This window comes from Metabacillus mesotrionivorans (genome assembly GCF_052171315.1).
Classification (GTDB): domain Bacteria; phylum Bacillota; class Bacilli; order Bacillales; family Bacillaceae; genus Bacillus_P.
This window is the reverse complement of record NZ_JBQMFF010000002.1, coordinates 285,052-301,706: the sequence shown is the minus strand read 5'-3', so window position 1 is coordinate 301,706 and position 16,655 is coordinate 285,052. Positions and strand designations below refer to the sequence as shown.

Sequence of the window (16,655 nt, the reverse complement as noted above, 5' to 3'; positions counted from 1 at the left end):
AGGGGATGTTCGCGTGAAAGTAGTGAAGTTTGGAGGCAGCTCGCTTGCATCAGGCAAGCAGGTGAAAAAGGTTTTTGACATTGTGGTGTCGGATGCAGACCGAAAGATTGTAGTTGTATCTGCGCCGGGAAAACGTTTTGCAGATGACCGCAAAGTGACGGATCTATTGATTGAGCTTGGAGACAGACAGCTGAAGGGGCTAGAAACAGCAGAAATTCTTGCTGCGGTTGTTCTAAGGTATGCTCAAATTGCGGAGGAGCTGGGACTCTCAGGTGAAATCGTTTCCAGCATCAAAACTCATTTGCATGAACTTCTTCATAATGACTATACAAATGAAGCGAGATACATAGATGCCATTAAAGCTAGCGGTGAAGACTGCAATGCCAGACTGATTGCTGCTTATTTTCAGAGCAGGGGAGTGCAGGCAGCATATGTTGATCCAAAAGTTGCGGGTCTTCTTGTCGAAGAAACTAAAGGAACAGCTCTTGTTTTAAAAGAGGCGTACACAAATCTCAGGTCACTTTCTGAATGGCCCGGCATTCTTATTTTCCCGGGATTTTTCGGCTACAACGAGGCAGGCGAAGTTGTAACCTTTTCCCGCAGCGGGTCGGATATAACAGGTTCTATCCTTGCAAACGGAACCGGAGCAGCCTTGTATGAAAATTTCACAGATGTGGATGCAGTATACTCTGTTAACCCGAATACCGTTCCAAACCCAAAGGAGATCCGCGAGCTGACATACAGGGAGATGCGCGAACTGTCCTATGCGGGATTTTCCGTATTTCATGACGAAGCCTTAATTCCTGCCTTTGAAGCCGGCATTCCGGTTCAAATCAAGAATACGAACAATCCTGCTGCTCCGGGCACACGCATCGTAAATGAGCGCAAAAATACGAACGGGCCTGTTATCGGAATAGCAAGCGATGATGATTTTTGCAGTATTTATGTGAACAAATATTTAATGAACAAAGAAATCGGCTTTGGCCGGAAACTGCTCTCAATCCTGGAAGACTTTGGCCTTACTTATGAACACAGTCCGTCGGGCATTGATGATTTAAGTATTATCCTGAGACAAAAGCAGATGACTCCGGACACTGAAAAACAAATTCTCGAACGCATCCAGGCAGATCTTCTGCCAGACGAAGTGAAGGTTGAACACAATCTGTCCCTGATCATGATGGTAGGGGAAGGCATGCGCCGCAATATCGGCACTGCGGCACGAGCTTCAAAGGCTCTTGCTGATGCAGGCGTCAATATTGAAATGATCAATCAGGGTTCGTCTGAGGTCAGCATGATGTTCGGTGTAAAAGAAGCGCAGGAAAAAAGGGCTGTCCAGGCTCTGTATGAAGAATTTTTTGCAAAGGTATTAGTTTAGCAAAGAAAGCACTGCACAGTTACGGGCAGTGCTTTTTATTATGCGCCCGGCGCCTTTCAAAAAACACGATGCATCTTCCTGATGAATTTCTGGAAATACACCCACTCACCATGACGAAGAATGAAAAATCATGTATAGTTAATAGTTCACACAGGCAGGCATAGAGTCCTGCTTCTTTTCATGAACGGAGAGAAACAAACATGATGACAACCAGACAGTACATAAAAGAATGGCTTCAGGCCATCGGGATTGAAATCGGCTACTTGAAAAAATACGGCAGTACAAAATACAGAGTCATAAACGGGCATCTGCTTTCTTCCGGAGATGCTTTTACTTATTATTTTGAAGGTACAGGGAAAATCAATGCTCCCGTCGGCTCGTCGGTAAAACTTGAATGGGACGGCGTGAAACATAATGGACGTGTTCTGTCTTCAGAAGGAAACAGCATCATTCTTTCATTTGAACGGACATTTGGAGACCTGATCCCGGAAGCCTTTCTTTTTCACGACCCGTGGGAACTGCTTGAAGAACTAGCAGCACGAGTTGAAGAGATGAAAAAAAGCAGGCAAAAGCGCGCAAGAATAAAAAAGCTTATGGATTCTTCCATGCCTGCAAAACATCCTGAAAAAGCTAAAAATGCTGTTCATGAGCTGCTGCAAAGAGCGATCTCAAACCCCATCACGTTTGTCTGGGGGCCTCCTGGAACAGGAAAAACCTATACGCTTGCGAGAACAGCGGCGAATCTCTATTTTAAAGGCAAACGAATACTGATTTTGTCCCACAGCAATAATGCTGTTGACGTTCTGATGAATGAGCTTGCCCAATTCGTCCTGAAGCGGGAAAAGTTTAAAGCGGGAGATATTGTCCGCTACGGATCCGGAAGCGGCTATTCATTTAAAGTCCCTCTGACAGTAAGTGACCTGCTTGCAGAACAATCTCCGGCCATTGCGGCAGAACGGCAGAACCTTCTCAGCGAAAGGAAGCTTTTAAAATCGGATTTGTCCCATTCTTTCAGTAAAAGAGATTCAAATGCGCTTCTTGATCTGGAAACGAAAATCAGCAGGGTGCTTGAGAAGATCCGCAGACAGGAAACCGAGTTTGCAAAAGAAGCCAAAATTATCGGCACCACGTTTGCCAAAGCTGCAAGTGACCCTGCCATTTATGAAACCGACTATGATGCAGTGTTTGTTGATGAAGCGAGTATGGCATATGTTCCGCAGGCTGCATTTGCTGCTTCCCTTGGAAAACGGACAATTCTGTGCGGAGACTTTAAACAGCTTCCGCCAATCGCTTCATCGCGTCACGAACTGACTGAAAAATGGCTAAAAGAAGATATCTTTGTAAGATCCGGTGTTTCAGACATAAGCGGTGGCCTTCATCCCCATATGCTGCTCTTGAACGAACAGAGAAGAATGCATCCGGAAATATCATCGTTTACAAACAGGTATATTTATCAGAATAAAGTAGGAGACCATTCCGATGTACTAAACAGGCGGAGCAGTCTTTCAGAACTTGCTCCGTTCCCGGGAAGGGCATCGATCCTCCTTGATGCCAGCTTCACAGGGCAGTATTGTCTAAAAGAACGGACATCTCACTCAAAATTTAACCTCTGGCATCTTCTGCTTTCTTTTCAAAGCATTCATGAAGCCGTCCTATCGGGAGCAAAGTCAGTCGGATACGCAGCTCCATATAGAGCCCAGACCCATTTGATGCAGCTGCTTCTTGATGATCTTTATCAGGCTGAAGTGCAGCATGCGGATATTTTGGCCGCTACCGTTCATAAATTTCAGGGCAGCGAGCGGGATGTGATGGTTTTTGACAGTGTCGACAGCTTTCCTGAAAAGAAAGCTGGCATGCTGCTGACCGGCAAAGACAGTTCGAGACTGATAAACGTTGCCATTACAAGGACAAAAGGAAAGTTTATTCATGTAAGTGACACACAATTTCTTCGAGAAAAAGTGTATACAGGAAAGACCATCAGACAGCTTTTGGATCATCAAATAAAAGAGGGACAGACTGTTGCCCATCAGCAAATCGGAACCTGGATCAAAAACCAGCACCCCATGCTCAGGTGGATACACGCTCTGAAAGTCCAACCTGTTTTTACGGATATTCAGAAAGCCCGCAGAAAAATTGTGCTCAGCATTCCTGCATCGGTAAGGGTAAACACAGACTGGGAAGAACAGCTGAACAAGACCGATGCTGCTGTCACATTCATTTCTTCTGTAAAACAGCCGATAAAAGGGGACTGGGTTCAGGAAGACCTCCCGTTTCCGTTCATAGCCATTGATGACACGGTTATGTGGATTGGACAGCCTTTTGAAGGGGCCGGCCGCATTAAGCCGCCTTATGTAGCTGCAAGACTTCAATCTGAAAAAACAGTCAGGCAAATACTTGCGCAATTGCCGCTCTGAAGCAGGAACAATGATGTTTAACTAGAATTTCACCTAACAAGGGGTGAAGCTATGTCTTATCAACTATCATTGGCAGATGTTTCGAAAAAACCAGTATTTGAAAATCTGATGCAGTTTTACTTATATGATTTCAGCGAGTTTAACGATGCGGCAGTCAATCATAACGGATTATTTAATCCGTATGCCTATTTGGAGAAGTACTGGGTTGAAGAAGGAAGATTTCCGTATTTGATCCGGCAAAACGGCGAGTATGCCGGATTTGCCCTCGTAAGATTTGATATGTCCGATAACGTGTTTTCGATAGCGGAATTTTTTATTTTAAAAAAGTTCAGAAGAAATTCTCTGGGTACGGCTGTTGCACATGATTTATTCAGGATTCATCAGGGAAAATGGGAAGTTACTCAGATCGAAAGAAACGTGCCGGCCAGGAGATTTTGGGAAAAGACCATTTCCATGTCAGCGGACGGAGAGTATTCAAACATTTCTTCAGATGGCCTGCAGATCCAAACCTTTTACTCCGGCAATAAGGAGGGGGCACTGTGAATACGTTCAGATCCCCGTCAATCATCCTTACAGGTGAAGGATCCTTTCAGAAGATCATTGAACTTGTTCAACAGCTTCAAGCAGAGAAAGTGCATCTCTTTGCAGATCCGGTGCTGATCAGGTTAAAAGTGCTGAAACCGCTCCTTGAGGCATTTGAAGAAAAAAAGATTGAACTTGAAATTTTTTCTGACATTCAGCCTGAACCCACTGCTGCAGCCGGAAACCGGGCAAAAGCAGCACTTGCTGCGTCAGGCGCTGACCTTGTTATCGGAATAGGAGGAGGCAGCTGTCTTGATCTTGCCAAAGCGGCTGCGGTTTTATCAAGCCATGAAGGTGCCGTCGAGGATTACTTAAATCTGACGGGAACAAAATCACTGTCAAATAAAGGACTTCCTAAACTATTAATTCCTACAACTTCAGGAACCGGGGCGGAAATGACGGACATTGCCGTTTTCTCCCTTGAAGATTCAAAGGATGTCATCACACATCCTTATCTCCTTGCAGATGCGGTCATCATTGATCCTGAGCTCACCTACAGTCTCCCGCCAAGGGCCACGGCTTCAAGCGGGATTGATGCCCTTACACATGCCATAGAATCGTATCTGTCCGTCCATGCTGATGTTCTGACAGATACTCTTGCGCTGGAGGCTGCAGGTAAAATAGCATCCAGTCTAAGAAAAGCAGTGCTCAATGGTTCTGATCAAGAAGCAAGAAACAGCATGTCCTGGGGAAGTATGCTTGCCGGTTTAAGCTTTTTTAATGCAGGTGTAGCAGGAGTGCACGCGCTGGCTTATCCTTTAGGCGGACTTTTCAAAATGCCTCACGGCGAATCAAATGCCGTCCTCCTTCCATATGTAATGGATGAGATCAGGGATACCTGCACCGGAAAAATGGCCGTTTTATCAGGGCGGCTCGGAATTGAAAAAAACGGCCGGACAGATGCAGAACTTGCCCGCCTGGCTGTTATTGAAATGAAGCACCTGATTAAGGATACAGGACTTCCACTGAGTTTAAGAGAGTATGGAATAAAAGAAGAAGATCTTGACAGACTTGCAGACAATGGAGCCAAACAGACAAGGCTGCTTGCCAGAAGTCCCAAGCCATTATTACGAGATGACATAAAGCGGATTTATACTGCTGCCTTTCATGGTCATCTGAAAGCAGAAGGGGTGTCAGGGCGTGTTTCATACAGTGATTGAACCGAGAGTATCGGAAACCGACGGTGTAGGGCATATAAACAATACCGTCATACCTGTTTGGTTTGAAGCGGGGAGAAACGGCCTTTTCCAGTTATTCAATCCTGGTCATTCTTTCAGCGACTGGAAAATGATTATAATCAGCATGAATGTTGAATTTAAAAACCAGCTTTATTTTGGAAAAAAGGCAGAGGTATATTGCTGGATCAAACGGATCGGAAACTCAAGCCTTGAATTGTATGAAGAGATTCACCAGGATGGTACACTTTGCGCAAAAGGGACCGCTGTTTATGTCCACTACAATGTGCATGAAAAACAGTCCGAATCCATTCCAAGTGACATCAGATATGCTCTTGAGAAGCACCTCTATGAAAATTAGAGGGCTTTTTTTGAATTCAGACTTGTTTTTTCTGAAATTTCAAAATAAACTAGTAACATACCAACTGGTTAGTATTTCTAAGAAACGGAGTGAATGGAATGCATTTGCGTTTAACAGAAGAGCAGCGAATGGTTCAGAAAACAATCAGAAAATTTGTGGAAAATGAATTAATGCCTCTTGAGAATACGGTTCTGAGGAATGAACTGGAAGGACGCCCGAGCTTATCGAGAGAACAATTGGAAGAGCTTCAGCAAAAAGCCAAAAAGGCAGGGTTCTGGGGGATCAACACACCGGAAGAGTACGGCGGCGTCAACCTAGGCCAAATGATGCTTGCCATCGTACAGATGGAAGTTTCAAAAACGTTCGTACCTTTCAGGTTTGGAGGATCGGCCGATAATATTCTTTACTACGCAAACGAAGAACAAAAAGAAAAATACTTGCTTCCCACGATTAATGGCGATAAAAAATCATGTTTTGCAATGACCGAGCCTGCAGCAGGCTCTGACACCCGCAATATCCGCATGACGGCCGTCAAAGACGGAAACGAATGGGTGCTGAACGGAGAAAAAACGTTCATCACAGGCGGAAATGAAGCCGACTTTGTCATGGTTATTGCGATTACCGACAAAGAAAAACACCGTGCAACAGGCCGTGATGGGGTGACTTGCTTTATAGTTGACAGAGATATGGGATGGAAGTCTGAATACATTCACACAATGGGTGAGTGGGGACCTGCAGCCCTGATCTTTGACAACGTGCGCGTTCCGGAAGAAAACATTCTGGGAGAGCTTCATGGGGGTTATAAGCTCGGCCTTGAATGGATAGGATTTGCAAGATGGATTGTAGGCGCGACGGCAGTAGGCGCAGCAGAACGGCTTCTGCAAATGGCCATCGATTATTCAAAAGAGCGCGAAACCTTCGGACGCCCGATCGCAGACCGCCAGGCAATCCAGTGGCAAATCGCAGACTCAGCAACTGAAATCGAAGCTGCGAAATGGCTCGTGCTCAATGCTGCGTTCACACTGGATCAGGGCGAAGACAACAGGCACCTGGCATCCATGGCTAAACTCTACGGCTCCAACATGGGCAACAGAGTTGTCGACCGCGTCCTTCAAATCCACGGCGGAATGGGCTACACACGAGAGCTGCCGATCGAACGCTGGTACCGCGAAGCCCGACTTTGGAGAATCTATGACGGAACAGATGAAATCCAGCGCCTGATCCTCTCAAGGAACCTGATCAAAGGAAACGTAAAGATCGGCCAATTCATTTAAAAGGAGAGGGTCAAATGTATAAACACTTAATTGGAAGCGCTTCCGATAAAGTGAAAAACACGGTCGAACCTGGAGCCATACGCAGATTTGCCCTGGCAATCGGCGATGACAATCCGCTTTATACTGACACTGATGCAGGTGAAAAGTCAGCTTTCAAAAGGAATATCGCACCGGTAACCTTTCCCGTCACCCTGAACTACGGCACAATCGAAGGCCTGAATTTGCCTTCAAAAGGTTTGATCCACGGTGAACAGACCTTTCACTATGAGCACCCTCTTTACGCCGGCGAAAAAATCTGGTGCTCTTCCAAACTATCAAACTGCAAAGAACGGTCTGGAAGTGGAGGAAACATGGTCATCCTTACAATTGAAAGAACGGGAGAAACGGAAAAAGGAGAAGTCATCTTCACAATGACGCAGTCAGTCATTATGACGCAAGCCGCCAGAAAGGGGATGACCGTATGACAATAGGTGAACTCCGGCCGGGCGCAAAACTAGGAAGCATCACACTTCCTCCCGTCGACAGACTCACTCTCATAAAATATGCCGGCGCATCCGGCGACTACAATCCCATCCACACCATTGACGAAGAAGCAGAAAAAGCGGGACTGCCGGGGATTATCGCTCACGGAATGTGGACCATGGGCAGCCTCGGGAAGCTGTTCTCGCCATACCTTGGAGAATGGTTTATAGAAGATTATTCGGTCCGCTTTAAAGGGATGGTGTTTTTGGGGGATGTGCTTACTTTGGAAGCAGCTGCAGAAGAAATGAATGGAGATACTGCATTATTTTTTGTTAGAGCGCTTAATCAGAACGGGGAGGAGGTTGTGAGCGGGAAGGTGAGGATGAAACGAATGTAAATAAAAGGCCTCTTATCTAAAATTGATAAGAGGCCTTATTTATTCAGATTTCTCTTCGTCCATAAAATCAAGAATCTGCTTTTTCCCATTTTTCCACTTTTGAAATTTAATATACTCCTGAAAATCCTTAAACTGTTGCTTGCTTAAGCCTTCCGCAATGGCTTTATTGAGCAGTTCCTTCCATTCATCGTCAATATCATTTTCATCATTTTCTTTATCCTGACCAAGGAAATATTCCGCTTCAACCTCGAGTGTTGCAGCAATTTTTTGCAGAAACTGCAGAGAGGGGTTTTTTTGAATATTTCTTTCAATATAGCTCAGGTAGGACTTGGATACACCTGCGAGATCTGCTAATTCACTTATTGAATACCCTTTTTGAAGTCTGAGTTCTCTTATTTGATCACCAAGCATTTCATATCTCCTTAATCAGTCTCGGCTGATAGATTCACAATCCGACTTTTTCTTTATAGAAAACAAATTCGTTCTATATAAAATATTATAGTTCTATGATAGAATGAGTTTTATAAAGAAAGCAAGTGATTTTTGTTCTTTTTAACGAAAATAAGCATATTTGCTCCTCTCTTTCACTGAATGCAGGAGAAAAGAAAGAGACTCATGCAGAGCTGATAAAAATACAGGTTATATGCTTGACATGTTCTTTATAAAGAACTACAATGAGAGCATAAAACAAGTAAACGTACATAATTTATATTATTTGTTCATTATTTAGAACTCATAAGGCTGAAAGGTGGAAACCATGAAAAATCACACTTTCCATGATGAACCTCTAAAAACAGGAAAGGAGAAAGAAATTGATTTAAAGGAAATTTTCAATGTGTTGAAAAAAAGGATTTGGATGATTGCTGTAGTAACTGCTCTGACAACTTTTTTAGGAGCATTTTACAGTCTTTTTTATACAAATCCGCTTTACGCAACGTCAACCCGTATAGCTGTTAATACGACTCCTGATACACTTAACACTCTGAATGTTATTATCAGGGACCCTGCCGTTCTGGAAAAGGTTTCTGCGAAACTAGGACTGAACCGTTCAGGGGAAGCTCTCAGCGGACAAATCAATGTGGAGACAATCGGCGCCTCACAGGTTATTAATCTTTCAGTTGTGGATCCTGATCCGGATACCGCCGCACAAATCGCAAATACAACAGCTGTCACTTTCAAGGATGAAATTCCTGATTTCCTTGTTATTGACGGAATGAAAGTCCTGGCTGAAGCTAAGCCAAACTATTATCCGATTAATGAAGATCACTCCCGATACATCCTGCTCGGTGCAGCTGCTGGTTTAATCCTTTCGATCGGACTTGTTTTTCTGCTCGATTCACTTGATGACAGCATACGAAGCAAAAAGGATGCGGAGGAAATATTTGATGCGCCGGTTCTTGGCGCAGTTTCGAAAATCTCTAAGCGCAATACAGCAAAAAGCAATGTAAAGAAGAAGCAGGCAAGGAGTGAAGGCTTTGGTGCATAGTCTATTTAACAGGGTATCCAAACAAAAAAAAAGCTTGATTGCATACATGAATCCAAACAGCGTGATTGCTGACCAGTACAGAACAATTATCACAAACCTGCAGTTTTCATCCATTGACGAGTCATTCCGGTCTTTGCTGTTTACATCTCCGGGCTATGGTGAGGGAAAAACAACGACCGTCGCCAACGTGGCGGTTTCACTTGCCCTTCAAGGCGAGAAGGTGGTTCTTGTAGACGGGGATCTAAGGAAACCTTCCATGCACGAATTATTTAAATTAGACAATGATAAAGGGCTGACAAACGTGCTCATTGGAAATGCCGTCTTAAAAGAAACAATCCACCATACAGAAATTGGCCGTCTCGATGTTTTGACAAGCGGCACAGTTCCCCATAATCCGTCGGAATTGATCGCTTCTCAGGCCATGAGGGATCTGATGACAGCTTTGCTGAAACAGTACGATTATCTTTTAGTAGACTGCCCGCCGCTGCTGGATGCAGTTGATGGGAAAATACTGGCTAATGAATGCGACGGCGTCGTGCTGATTGTGCACAACGGGAAGACTCATAAAGAAAAAGCAGCAGAAGCAAATAAAATACTTACTTCAGCAAGAGCGACTTTGCTGGGCATCGTTTTAAATGAATGCAAGTAAATTTTTTTAACTTATATGTTCTTTATAAAGAATTCGGTGATGTCTCCTATCCGTTATCAATGGTGGCACTCGGTCACGCTGTGGGCTTATTAGCCTTAGACGCAGGTCGTCGCTGGCGTGATGTGAGGAGGGGTTTAATGCCCCAATTATGTAGTTTTAACCGGAGTGTTACCCTAGGGAACGCTCCGCTTAAATCTATATGACCGAAAAGGAGAGTTTCAAATGGAATCAGTTGAACTCCAGCCTGAATTTGCCATTGTGTCAATGCTGAATGGAAATGGACCATACAATGCTCCGGTTTTGGAAAAAGTGAACAGCACTCATCTCATTCTCACAAAAAAAGAAAAGGGAGGAATTCTGGATGACCTATCATAGAAGATTATCTCTCATAGTGTTAATTGACTCATTGATCGTCCTTTCTGCCGTTTTCTTCAGCAGATTCCTCCTTGACATGTTTGAGTGGACGATTCCGCTGGTTTTAAGTTCACTGACCCTGTTTATTTGCCATCACCTCTTTTCATTCCGTTTCAAGCTTTACAACAAAGCATGGGAGTATGCAAGTGTAGGGGAACTGAACATTATCTTCAAGACAGTTACACTATCGGTTGCTGCAGCGGGAATGGTGCAGGTGACTGCTGAAGCTGGTATTGATTTCAGACTCCTGGCAGCAACATGGATGATCCATTTGCTTCTTATTGGAGGATCAAGGTTCTTGTGGAGAATGCTCAGAGATACATACATATTAAAAACTAGTTCTAAAAAAAGAACGATGATCATTGGTGCCGGATCAGCCGGTACTATGGTAGCAAGGCAATTGTTGAAAAATCCGGAATCTGACCTGTATCCCGCCGCATTTATTGACGATAATGCTGTAAAACATAAGCTCGATATAATGGGGATTCCGGTAGTAGGGAATGTAGCATCCATTGAAAAGAACGTAACGGAACTTCAAATTGATACCATTATAATAGCGATTCCGTCACTAAAGAAAAAAGAACTGAGAAACATTTTTAATGAATGCCTTAAAACAAAGGCAGAAACACAAATCATCCCAATGCTTGAGGATTTGATTTCCGGGAAGGTTTCTGTGAATCAAATCAGGGAAGTGAGAGTGGAAGACTTACTTGGAAGAAAGCCGGTTGAGCTGAATATTGAAAGCATTTCAGAGAAGGTATCAGGAAAAACAGTACTGGTTACAGGAGCAGGGGGGTCGATTGGGTCCGAGATCTGCAGACAGATTCTTCCTTTTAAGCCGGAAAAACTGGTGCTTTTAGGACACGGAGAAAACAGCATCTATACAATTGAAATGGAATTGCTTATTGAAGCCGAGGCAAATGGGACGATAATCGCCACTGAAATTGCAGACCTTCAGGATGAAAAGAAAATGCACGACATCATGATGGCTCATAAACCGAATATCGTTTACCATGCTGCCGCTCATAAACACGTGCCCCTTATGGAACGCAACCCTGACGAAGCAGTTAAAAATAACATAATCGGAACCAGAAACGCTGCGGCTGCTGCAAGCTGGGCTAACGTAGACACCTTTGTAATGGTTTCAACCGATAAAGCAGTCAATCCTACCAGTGTAATGGGAGCTACAAAAAAGCTGGCAGAAATGCTTGTACAGCATTTCGACCGCATCAGCAGCACAAAGTTTGTAGCTGTCAGGTTTGGCAATGTTCTTGGAAGCAGAGGGAGTGTTATTCCCCTATTTAAAAAGCAAATTGAAAGAGGGGGACCAGTCACCATCACTCACCCCGAAATGGTCAGATATTTCATGACCATCCCTGAAGCCTCGAGACTTGTGCTTCAGGCCGGAGCTCTTGCTAAGGGAGGAGAAATCTTTGTCCTTGATATGGGGGAACCAGTAAAAATTATTGACCTGGCAAAGAATCTCATAAAAATGTCCGGACACTCTTTAGATGATATTGAAATTGAAATAACGGGAATGAGACCGGGAGAAAAACTTTTTGAAGAGCTTTTGAAAGAAGAGGAAGTTCACGAACAGCAGGTCTATCCTAAAATCTACATCGGAAAAACAGCAGCCCTGTATATCGATGAGATCAATGAAATCATCGGCTCATATTCAGAAATGACAAAAGAAGATCTTCGGGTGAAACTGCTGGAACTTGCAAACTGCTCTTTGAAACCAGAAAAACTGCTGCCAATATCCAGCTGAATCAGCTTATAGAAAGACCTGTATTTTGGTTTTAATGTCTAAACAGGTGGTGATGAAATGCAGCAGAAAATACTGTTCACTGCAACTGTAGATTATCATTTTAAGAGCTTCCATCTTCCTGTATTAAAATGGTTCCGGGATATGGGATGGGAAGTACATGTAGCCGCAAACGGAAACATAAATCTTCCCTATACGGATAAAAAATTCAATCTTTCCATTCAGAGATCACCATTTAACAGAAGGAATTTGGAAGCATACAAACAGCTGAAACAGCTGATTGATACTCAGCATTACTCAATTGTTCACTGTCATACTCCTGTAGGAGGGGTTTTAACAAGACTGGCAGCCAGAGAAGCCAGAACAAAAGGGACCAAAGTGATTTACACAGCGCATGGATTTCATTTCTGCAAAGGTGCCCCACTCTTAAACTGGCTCACATATTATCCAGTCGAAAAATGGCTGTCCTCAAAAACGGACTGCCTCCTCACAATCAATGAAGAAGATTACAGACTTGCACGTCAGCATAAATTTAAAGCGGCAGCAATAGAGCATATACATGGGGTGGGGGTTGATGTCGAAAAGTATAGCCCCCTGTCTTCTGAAGATAAAGAAATCAGGAGACAATCGTACAACTACAAAAAAAACGACTTTCTTCTCTTTTACGCTGCAGAATTTAACAAAAACAAAAACCAAAAGCTTCTTCTTCGGGCAATGTGTCTACTCAAAGACAAACTTCCGAATGCCAAGCTGCTGCTTGCAGGAGAAGGAAACCTTCTAGAAGAATGCAAACAGTTTGCAGCGGAAAATGGCATCCTGGAAATGGTTGATTTCTTGGGATTCAGAAAAGACATTGCAGACATCCTCCCCATGTGCGATGTGGGAGTAGCTTCCAGCTTGAGGGAGGGTCTTCCTGTCAACATTATGGAGGCAATGGCATGCGGCCTGCCAATCATCGCAACAGAAAACAGAGGGCATCGAGAACTTGTGGAGAACGGGGTGAATGGTTTTATCATTTCAGACCAAAACGAGTTTTCATTGTTTGAAAGAGTGGCGGAACTAAGCAACAGTAAAGTCCTGAGAGAGCAATTCGGAGAAACGAGCAGAATGAAGCTTTTGAAATATGATACATCATCTGTTATCAGAGAGCTTGAATTAATCTATAACACATACATGCAGAGGGAAAAAAATGAATCCGAAAATCAGTATAATCGTGCCTATATATAATGTAGAAAAATATCTGTCAAGGTGTCTTGAAAGCCTGCTAAATCAGAAGTTTACAGATGCAGAGATAATCTGCATCAATGATGGTTCGACAGATCAAAGCGGGAACATACTTCATGATTTTCAAAAAAATCATCCTGAACTGATCGTCATGAATAAAAGAAACAACGGTGTTTCAGAAGCAAGGAATGACGGATTAAGGATAGCTAAAGGAGAATATATTGGATTTGTTGATCCAGATGACTGGATTCATCCAGCTATGTATCACGAACTTTACGAAACAGCTGTAAAAGAAAATGCTGACATTGTAATGTCATCGTATGTACGGGAATTTGGAACTCACTCGAATGTAAAAAAATTCTCATGTCATCCAGTCGTCGTATATCGGGACTCTGAAGTTCAGTCGATTTTTCTGAAGAGACTTATAGGCCCCACTGATAAAGAGGCTGCTTCTCCTGAGAATCTTGATTCATGGGGAACTGTTTGGTCCAAGTTGTACAGAGCTGAACTGATAAAAAACCATCATCTCTATTTTACAGATTTAAAACTAATCGGCAGCAATGAAGATACTCTTTTTAACATACATGCTGTCTATCACGCTCACTCTATTGTCTTTATCAATAAACCACTGTATCACTATTGGCGTGCAAATGAATCTTCAGTGACCACTAAGTATAATTCTAAATTAACCGGTCAGTTTCTTACTCTTTATCAAATAATGGAAACTTTTATTAAAGATAAAAATTTGGGCTACGAGTACACAGCGGTTCTTAAAAATCGAATCAGCTTAAATACTCTTGGTCTAGGGTTGAATACAATCAGCAAATCAAACAAAAGTTCATTTGCTGAAAGATCAGGCCAGCTGAAAGAAATCATAAGCAATGATCAGATTAAACGTGCGCTAAGGCAATTCAACACTTCACACTGTTCTGTTGCCTGGAAGACGTTTTTTTTCTTTGCCAAAACCGGATTTGTTCCAGGTTTATTCTTGATGCTGACATTAATAGAATTTTTGAGAAAAACGGTGCGACAGGGGGAGAAGAATGAATCCGATGAGAGTGCTTCAAGTGGTAACCATCATGAACCGCGGCGGGCTTGAAACCATGCTGATGAATTACTATCGAAAGATGGACCGAAGTAAAATCCAATTTGATTTTATGGTCCACCGCACAGAAAGAGGACACTACGATGATGAAATAGAAGAGCTTGGGGGGCAGATTTTCAGGATGCCGCCAATAAAACCAGGCAATTACAGCACCTATTTCCTTCTATTAAAAGATTTTTTTGCAAAACAGAGAGAATACAGGGTCGTTCACGCCCACAATAATGAAAACAGCAGTTTTGTCCTCAGGGCTGCCAAAGAGGCGAATATCCCTTGCAGAATCGCTCATAGCCATTTAAGTGATCTTGGACTTGACTATAAACTTCCTTTCAGACTATATGCAAGGCACTGCATGAAAGAGGCACCTACACATTATTTTGCTTGTTCTAAGAAAGCGGGAAGTTGGCTTTTCGGTGAAAGAAATGATATTACGGTCATGAATAATGCAGTGAATGCAGAGGAATTTATATTTGATTTCGAAAAAAGAAATAAGATAAGAGAAGAGCTGAACTTGAAGAATGAATTGGTCGTTGGGCACATAGGAAGGTTCAACAGACAGAAGAATCATACCTTTCTTATTGATATATTCAAAGAGATTTCCAGGAAAAAGCCGGATGCCGTTTTGCTGCTTGCAGGTGAAGGCGGTTTAAGAAAAGAAATGGAAGAGAAAGTTTTTAAACTTGGCCTGTCTAAAAACGTTCTATTTCTTGGTGTGAGAGAGGACATTTCTTCTTTATTGCAGGCAATGGACATTTTTCTATTTCCGTCTCTTTTTGAAGGTCTTCCAGTTGTACTGATCGAAGCCCAGGCCTCCGGACTGCCTGTTATTGCATCTTCTGCTATTACGAAAGAGACAAATGTAACGGGCAAACTTTCTTTCGCCGACTTAAAAGAATCAGCTGTAAAGTGGGCAGATAAGATACTATCATCGAATCTGGAGCGTGGTAATTGTACTTCTATACTTCGAGAAAAAGGTTATGACACCTCAAGCATGTCAATTTGGCTGGCAGACTTCTATACGGACAAATCCAAAAGAACCGAGGAGGTGTTACTTTGAAGCCAATATTAACAGTTTTTACGCCTTCTTTTAATCGTGCTTATATTCTTCATAAATGTTACGAAAGTTTAAAAAGGCAAACATGTAAAGATTTTATCTGGATGATCATTGATGACGGATCAACAGACGGAACAAGAGATTTGGTGAAAGGGTGGATGGAAGACGGCTTAGTTCCTATTTCGTATCACTATCAAAAAAATCTCGGCATGCATGGTGCACATAATGCAGCATACGAAAGAATTGAAACAGAATTAAATGTTTGTATAGACTCTGATGACTATATGTCAGATGACGCTGTGGAAAGAATTATTTCTTTTTGGAAGGAACATGGGAACAGCGGCTTTGCGGGAATTGTCGGTCTGGATGCCGCACCGTCTGGGGACATTATCGGAACAGTCATGCCGATGGGGCTGCACCATTCGACATTGATTGATCTTTACTCCAAATATAAGGTGAAAGGAGATAAAAAACTCGTATACAGAACGGATTTGATGAAAAAAACACCCCCATATCCTATTTTTGCGGGAGAAACATATTGCCCGCTCAGCTATAAATATTTGCTGATAGACCAGATGCATCCCCTGCTGGTGATGAACGAAGTACTGTGCCACGTAGAGTATTTACCCGATGGATCTAGTCTGAACATGATAAAGCAATACAAAAAAAATCCACGTGGATTTGCTTTTTTCCGGAAAGCCGGCATGAAGTATTCCAGGAATTTTAAAGATAGGTTTAGAGAATCAGTGCATTATGTATCAAGCAGCCTGCTGATTAAAAACAAGAGATTCCTGCAGGAATCACCAAGAAAACTGACAACATTAGCAGCCATACCGGCTGGTATAGGTTTGTTCTTGTTCCTGAAATCTTCTGACCGTTAAAAAGCTGTCAAAGCGAACAAGCTGAGTGAAAGGAATATAA

Annotated in this window: 17 protein-coding genes; 16 read left to right on the top strand and 1 reads right to left on the bottom strand. The window is 42.9% G+C overall.

Annotation, left to right across the window (positions count from 1 at the left end):
* Window positions 1-13 precede the first annotated feature (13 nt).
* The 8 genes from ACTSEZ_RS06390 (at window position 14) to ACTSEZ_RS06355 (ending at window position 8,040) form a co-directional block, all read left to right on the top strand.
* Window positions 14-1,375 (top strand): aspartate kinase, encoded by a 1,362-nt coding sequence (locus tag ACTSEZ_RS06390; protein WP_369733343.1) that lies wholly within the window; start codon window positions 14-16, stop codon window positions 1,373-1,375.
* 200 nt (window positions 1,376-1,575) lie between these two features.
* Window positions 1,576-3,789, top strand: a complete 2,214-nt coding sequence (locus tag ACTSEZ_RS06385; RefSeq protein WP_369733342.1) for a DEAD/DEAH box helicase — start codon at window positions 1,576-1,578, stop codon at window positions 3,787-3,789.
* 51 nt (window positions 3,790-3,840) lie between these two features.
* On the top strand, window positions 3,841-4,332 hold the full coding sequence (locus ACTSEZ_RS06380) for a GNAT family N-acetyltransferase (protein WP_369733341.1): 492 nt from the start codon (window positions 3,841-3,843) through the stop codon (window positions 4,330-4,332).
* The gene (locus ACTSEZ_RS06375) at window positions 4,329-5,531 is read left to right on the top strand and encodes an iron-containing alcohol dehydrogenase (protein WP_369733340.1); all 1,203 of its coding nucleotides are present in this window, start codon (window positions 4,329-4,331) and stop codon (window positions 5,529-5,531) included. Before ACTSEZ_RS06380 ends, ACTSEZ_RS06375 begins: the two co-directional genes overlap by 4 nt.
* Window positions 5,512-5,907 (top strand): acyl-CoA thioesterase, encoded by a 396-nt coding sequence (locus ACTSEZ_RS06370; protein ID WP_369733339.1) that lies wholly within the window; start codon window positions 5,512-5,514, stop codon window positions 5,905-5,907. Before ACTSEZ_RS06375 ends, ACTSEZ_RS06370 begins: the two co-directional genes overlap by 20 nt.
* Window positions 5,908-6,005: 98 nt before the next feature.
* Window positions 6,006-7,181 (top strand): acyl-CoA dehydrogenase family protein, encoded by a 1,176-nt coding sequence (locus ACTSEZ_RS06365; RefSeq protein ID WP_029565766.1) that lies wholly within the window; start codon window positions 6,006-6,008, stop codon window positions 7,179-7,181.
* A gap of 14 nt (window positions 7,182-7,195) precedes the next feature.
* Window positions 7,196-7,645 carry a MaoC family dehydratase N-terminal domain-containing protein gene (locus ACTSEZ_RS06360; RefSeq protein WP_369733338.1) on the top strand — a complete coding sequence of 150 codons (450 nt, stop codon included), beginning with the start codon at window positions 7,196-7,198 and terminating at the stop codon, window positions 7,643-7,645.
* Window positions 7,642-8,040: a MaoC/PaaZ C-terminal domain-containing protein gene (locus tag ACTSEZ_RS06355; protein ID WP_369733337.1), complete on the top strand. Its 399-nt coding sequence runs from the start codon at window positions 7,642-7,644 to the stop codon at window positions 8,038-8,040. The genes ACTSEZ_RS06360 and ACTSEZ_RS06355 overlap by 4 nt, the downstream gene beginning before the upstream one ends.
* A gap of 39 nt (window positions 8,041-8,079) precedes the next feature.
* On the opposite strand, the gene ACTSEZ_RS06350 is transcribed toward ACTSEZ_RS06355, so the two are convergent.
* Window positions 8,080-8,451, bottom strand: coding sequence for a helix-turn-helix domain-containing protein (locus ACTSEZ_RS06350; RefSeq protein WP_369733336.1), 372 nt, complete (start codon window positions 8,449-8,451; stop codon window positions 8,080-8,082).
* A gap of 346 nt (window positions 8,452-8,797) precedes the next feature.
* Here ACTSEZ_RS06350 and ACTSEZ_RS06345 point away from each other — a divergent pair, with 346 nt between their 5' ends.
* The 8 genes from ACTSEZ_RS06345 (at window position 8,798) to ACTSEZ_RS06310 (ending at window position 16,615) form a co-directional block, all read left to right on the top strand.
* Entirely contained in the window at window positions 8,798-9,526 is a 729-nt protein-coding gene (locus ACTSEZ_RS06345; protein WP_369733335.1) for a YveK family protein, read from the top strand.
* Window positions 9,519-10,175 (top strand): CpsD/CapB family tyrosine-protein kinase, encoded by a 657-nt coding sequence (locus ACTSEZ_RS06340; protein ID WP_369734064.1) that lies wholly within the window; start codon window positions 9,519-9,521, stop codon window positions 10,173-10,175. The genes ACTSEZ_RS06345 and ACTSEZ_RS06340 overlap by 8 nt, the downstream gene beginning before the upstream one ends.
* Before the next feature lie 222 nt (window positions 10,176-10,397).
* Window positions 10,398-10,550: a hypothetical protein gene (locus ACTSEZ_RS06335; RefSeq protein ID WP_369733334.1), complete on the top strand. Its 153-nt coding sequence runs from the start codon at window positions 10,398-10,400 to the stop codon at window positions 10,548-10,550.
* The gene (locus ACTSEZ_RS06330; RefSeq protein ID WP_369733333.1) at window positions 10,537-12,357 is read left to right on the top strand and encodes a polysaccharide biosynthesis protein; all 1,821 of its coding nucleotides are present in this window, start codon (window positions 10,537-10,539) and stop codon (window positions 12,355-12,357) included. The genes ACTSEZ_RS06335 and ACTSEZ_RS06330 overlap by 14 nt, the downstream gene beginning before the upstream one ends.
* Window positions 12,358-12,414: 57 nt before the next feature.
* Window positions 12,415-13,581 (top strand): glycosyltransferase family 4 protein, encoded by a 1,167-nt coding sequence (locus ACTSEZ_RS06325; RefSeq protein WP_369733332.1) that lies wholly within the window; start codon window positions 12,415-12,417, stop codon window positions 13,579-13,581.
* Window positions 13,544-14,677, top strand: coding sequence for a glycosyltransferase (locus tag ACTSEZ_RS06320; RefSeq protein ID WP_369733331.1), 1,134 nt, complete (start codon window positions 13,544-13,546; stop codon window positions 14,675-14,677). The genes ACTSEZ_RS06325 and ACTSEZ_RS06320 overlap by 38 nt, the downstream gene beginning before the upstream one ends.
* The gene (locus ACTSEZ_RS06315; protein WP_369733330.1) at window positions 14,622-15,737 is read left to right on the top strand and encodes a glycosyltransferase family 1 protein; all 1,116 of its coding nucleotides are present in this window, start codon (window positions 14,622-14,624) and stop codon (window positions 15,735-15,737) included. The genes ACTSEZ_RS06320 and ACTSEZ_RS06315 overlap by 56 nt, the downstream gene beginning before the upstream one ends.
* A complete protein-coding gene (locus tag ACTSEZ_RS06310; protein ID WP_369734063.1) occupies window positions 15,734-16,615 on the top strand; it encodes a glycosyltransferase family A protein in 882 nt (293 codons plus the stop codon). The genes ACTSEZ_RS06315 and ACTSEZ_RS06310 overlap by 4 nt, the downstream gene beginning before the upstream one ends.
* Window positions 16,616-16,655 lie beyond the last annotated feature (40 nt).

Bases quoted from the DNA above. Each gene is read 5' to 3' on its own strand.
- ACTSEZ_RS06385 (WP_369733342.1), top strand. From the start codon at position 1,576: ATGATGACAACCAGACAGTACATAAAAGAATGGCTTCAGGCCATCGGG.
- ACTSEZ_RS06380 (WP_369733341.1), top strand. From the start codon at position 3,841: ATGTCTTATCAACTATCATTGGCAGATGTTTCGAAAAAACCAGTATTT.
- ACTSEZ_RS06365 (WP_029565766.1), top strand. From the start codon at position 6,006: ATGCATTTGCGTTTAACAGAAGAGCAGCGAATGGTTCAGAAAACAATC.
- ACTSEZ_RS06360 (WP_369733338.1), top strand. From the start codon at position 7,196: ATGTATAAACACTTAATTGGAAGCGCTTCCGATAAAGTGAAAAACACG.
- ACTSEZ_RS06355 (WP_369733337.1), top strand. From the start codon at position 7,642: ATGACAATAGGTGAACTCCGGCCGGGCGCAAAACTAGGAAGCATCACA.
- ACTSEZ_RS06350 (WP_369733336.1), bottom strand. From the start codon at position 8,451: ATGCTTGGTGATCAAATAAGAGAACTCAGACTTCAAAAAGGGTATTCA.
- ACTSEZ_RS06345 (WP_369733335.1), top strand. From the start codon at position 8,798: ATGAAAAATCACACTTTCCATGATGAACCTCTAAAAACAGGAAAGGAG.
- ACTSEZ_RS06335 (WP_369733334.1), top strand. From the start codon at position 10,398: ATGGAATCAGTTGAACTCCAGCCTGAATTTGCCATTGTGTCAATGCTG.
- ACTSEZ_RS06330 (WP_369733333.1), top strand. From the start codon at position 10,537: ATGACCTATCATAGAAGATTATCTCTCATAGTGTTAATTGACTCATTG.
- ACTSEZ_RS06325 (WP_369733332.1), top strand. From the start codon at position 12,415: ATGCAGCAGAAAATACTGTTCACTGCAACTGTAGATTATCATTTTAAG.
- ACTSEZ_RS06320 (WP_369733331.1), top strand. From the start codon at position 13,544: ATGAATCCGAAAATCAGTATAATCGTGCCTATATATAATGTAGAAAAA.
- ACTSEZ_RS06315 (WP_369733330.1), top strand. From the start codon at position 14,622: ATGAATCCGATGAGAGTGCTTCAAGTGGTAACCATCATGAACCGCGGC.